This window comes from bacterium (assembly GCA_040753555.1).
GTDB lineage: Bacteria > UBA9089 > UBA9088 > UBA9088 > UBA9088 > JBFLYE01.
This window is the reverse complement of the sequence record JBFMDZ010000217.1, coordinates 1-3,383: the sequence shown is the minus strand read 5'-3', so window position 1 is coordinate 3,383 and position 3,383 is coordinate 1. Positions and strand designations below refer to the sequence as shown.

The following is a 3,383-nucleotide window of genomic DNA, read 5'->3' as shown; positions in this document are numbered from 1 at the left end:
TTGTTTTGAATTTTCAATTTTAGTCATTTGAATTTGTTTTAAGATTTCGAATTTCGGATTTCATTTGTTCCATTAAAGCTAAACACATACAATTATTTTGTTGTCAAAAAACACTCAGTTGGCTAAAGTGTTACCTTAATAAAGAGGATTATTATTCTATAGTAAATCCGTGTAAATCTGTGGCTTATAAAAAACTAATAGTGTGATAGAAAGACAATAGATTCATTTTCGTGCAAAACTTAGGTATCAAAACCTGTTGATCTTGTAGATAAGTCTAAGAAATCATTATTTAATGAGCTTGTGGAAGAAACAGGAGTAAGAATTTATGGGTAATCTATCTAAAGAAATCCTTGCAGAAAAAGAGAAAGAAAGAGGACAATATTCAAAAATAGGGGTTCGTGAGTTGCGAAAACATTTTGCAACCCTTTTATTATCAATATGTTACATTTTAATTTGCTCAAGTTGGGCTAATTTTTTTGTTGTTTCTATAATCAAGCAGCTAATATTTTCTCCTGTTTTTGCTGATATTGGAATAATATTGGGAATTATTTCTTTTATTTTTATAAAATTTTCTTGTGCCTCTTTGGTGTCTATCTTATTTAAGACAACAATCTGGGGCTTTTTTAAAATGCTTTCATCATAAAGGGCAATTTCATTATTCAATTCGGAAAATCTTTGTAGGGAAGAATCACATCCATCCAATAGGTGAATAAGAATCCTTGTTCTCTCAAGGTGTCTTAAAAACCTATTCCCTAATCCCTTTCCCTTATGGGCATCCTTTATAATCCCTGGAATATCAGCAACAGTAAAGGAGAAAAATTCTTCACCATATACTACACCAAGGTTTGGAACAATGGTTGTAAATGGATATGGTGCAATCTTTGGATGAGAGGATGATATACGAGAAATAAGGGTTGATTTTCCTGAGTTTGGAAAGCCTATAATTCCAACATCTGCCAAAAGGATAAGCTTTAGAATTATCTCCTTTATCTCACCCTTTTCTCCACAAAGGCCAAAATCTATCCTTTTTAGGCTTGCATTTCCCTTTCCACCCCTTCCTCCCTTTGCTACTACAAATTCTTCTTTTTCTTTTATAAGATCACAGATTTTCTCTTTCTCAATAAATACCTGTGTTCCTATTGGAATTGGGATTATGCAGGGTTTACCGTCCTTTCCATGCTTCTTTTTTCCCTTTCCATGTCCACCCCTTGTTCCCTTGTAATGCCTTTTCTTTGAAAGATGAAGGAGGGTGTTATAATGTGGGCTTGTCAGGAGGATTACATCTCCACCCTTTCCTCCGTCGCCGCCATCTGGACCACCAAAGGGAACATATTTTTCCCTTCTTGTGCTTACACATCCATTCCCGCCAGAGCCTGCCTCAACTACTATTTTTATCTCGTCAAGGAATTGCGACTTCAACCATCTTTTTTCCGTTCTTCTCTTTGAAAGAGAGGATGCCACTTACCTTTGCAAAGAGGGTATCATCTTTGCCCCTTCCAACATTCTTTCCAGCAATTACCTTTGTTCCCCTCTGTCTTACGAGGATTGTTCCGCCACTTACCTTTTGGTTTGAGAATTTCTTTATTCCAAGCCTCTTTCCAGCTGAATCCCTTCCATTCCTTGAGCTTCCTTGTCCCTTTTTATGTGCCATTCTTTACCTCCTTAACTATAAAACTAAAAACTCATAATGCTATTCCCATCCTTGATGCCCTTTGTTCAAAATCTGTTGGATTTGATGTCTTTTGTATTGCCTCAGAATAAGAAACAACACCCCTTCTTGTCAGATTTAAAAGGCTCTGGTCAAGGGTCTGCATTCCAAATTTTGCACCTGCTTGTATAATAGAATATATCTGGTCTGATTTGCCTGTCCTTATAAGGCTTCTTACGCCTGTATTTGCTACCATAAGCTCTGTAGCAACAACCCTTCCCTTTCCATCTGCCTTAATAAGAAGGGTCTGTGAAAGGACACCCTGAATGGTCATTGCAAGCTGTGCCCTTACCTGTGCTTGCTGATCGGGTGGATATACATCTATTATTCTATTTATGGTTGAAACAGCATCTGTTGTATGGAGGGTTGTCAAAACAAGATGCCCCATCTCTGCCGCTGTTACAGCAGCAGATATTGTTTCAATGTCCCTTAGCTCACCAACAAGGATAATATCGGGATCCTCCCTTATAACAGACCTTAAGGCATCAGCAAAGCTCTTTGTATCTACACCAAGCTCCCTTTGGCTTATACTTGCAAGGTTATCCTTATAAACAAATTCTATTGGATCTTCAATTGTAATAATATTCCCCCTTCTTTTTGAGTTTATATAATTTACCATAGCAGCCAATGTTGTTGATTTTCCAGAGCCTGTTGGACCTGTAACCAAAAACATTCCCCTGTGTTTAACAGCTATATCCTTTAATGTTAGAGGAAGATCAAGTTCTTCAATGGTTGGAATATTTAATGGAATAGCCCTGATAGCAGCACCTACACAACCCTTCTGCCAAAAAAGGTTCATCCTGAACCTTGTCTCAAAACCCTCTGGCGTATAAGCAATATCAAGCTCCATTGTCTCCTCAAATATCCTTTTTCTCTCGTCATTCAATATCTCGTATAGGATATTTTTTGTATTATCAGCTGTAAGCTTTTGGGTATTGGGTTTTGTCAGCCTTCCATTTACCCGAAATATTGGAGGCTCTTCTGCCTTTATATGAAGGTCAGAACCCTTTCTTTCAAGGAGCTCTTTTAATAATCCATCTATTTGTGCCATTCTATTTTATAATGTATCAAGATTTTAAGAATTTGTCAAGAAATTTTACTTGATTGTAGTTACAATATCAAAATGTTAAAAATAATTACTACGGAATACGAAGTATCTTGCGAGCAAAGCGAAGCAAAATTATGTTAAATTTTTTGTTTTGAATTTTCAATTTTAGTCATTTGAATTTGTTTTAAGATTTCGAATTTCGGATTTCATTTGTCCCATTAAAGCTAAACACATACCGTGCTTATGTATTTAGAATTTTCCATATCTTCTTTCCTAACTTTAGGATACATTAAGCATTAGCTAAACACGTACAATAAATATATAAATATATCGGCAAAAATCTCATTTTCCTTAACATCAAAAGTCATGAAGCACTAGTTCCATTAAACTTTAGCTTTCCAATTGATTTTCTATTTCTAACAACAGATAATAATAGATGATGTTTTTTTATTCTTGCCTTATTATTTTATAAAAGAAAGTCTTTTTTCTTTGCGTTAAAGTTATGAAAGAAAACATTATCATTAAAGGTGCTAGGGAACATAACCTTAAGAATATTGATGTAGAAATCCCAAGGAATAAGCTCACAGTAATCACCGGGCTTTCTGGCTCTGGAAAGTCATCTTTGGC

General features: G+C 35.5%; 3 protein-coding genes. All 3 read right to left on the bottom strand.

Annotated elements, in window-relative coordinates; genetic code table 11:
- Positions 1-441: 441 nt before the first annotated feature.
- From obgE to AB1630_11520, 3 genes are read right to left on the bottom strand one after another with little or no spacing between them, the layout of a single operon-like run.
- Positions 442-1,419, bottom strand: coding sequence for a GTPase ObgE (gene obgE, locus AB1630_11530; GenBank protein ID MEW6104424.1), 978 nt, complete (start codon positions 1,417-1,419; stop codon positions 442-444).
- Complete coding sequence (gene rpmA, locus AB1630_11525; GenBank protein MEW6104423.1) at positions 1,400-1,651, bottom strand: 50S ribosomal protein L27; 252 nt, start codon at positions 1,649-1,651, stop codon at positions 1,400-1,402. Before rpmA ends, obgE begins: the two co-directional genes overlap by 20 nt.
- Positions 1,652-1,682: 31 nt before the next feature.
- Positions 1,683-2,759 (bottom strand): type IV pilus twitching motility protein PilT, encoded by a 1,077-nt coding sequence (locus AB1630_11520; protein ID MEW6104422.1) that lies wholly within the window; start codon positions 2,757-2,759, stop codon positions 1,683-1,685.
- Positions 2,760-3,383 lie beyond the last annotated feature (624 nt).

What these genes read in the sequence shown, in the direction of transcription:
- AB1630_11520 (MEW6104422.1), bottom strand. Translation starts at nt 2,759, where the DNA reads ATGGCACAAATAGATGGATTATTAAAAGAGCTCCTTGAAAGAAAGGGT.
- rpmA (MEW6104423.1), bottom strand. Translation starts at nt 1,651, where the DNA reads ATGGCACATAAAAAGGGACAAGGAAGCTCAAGGAATGGAAGGGATTCA.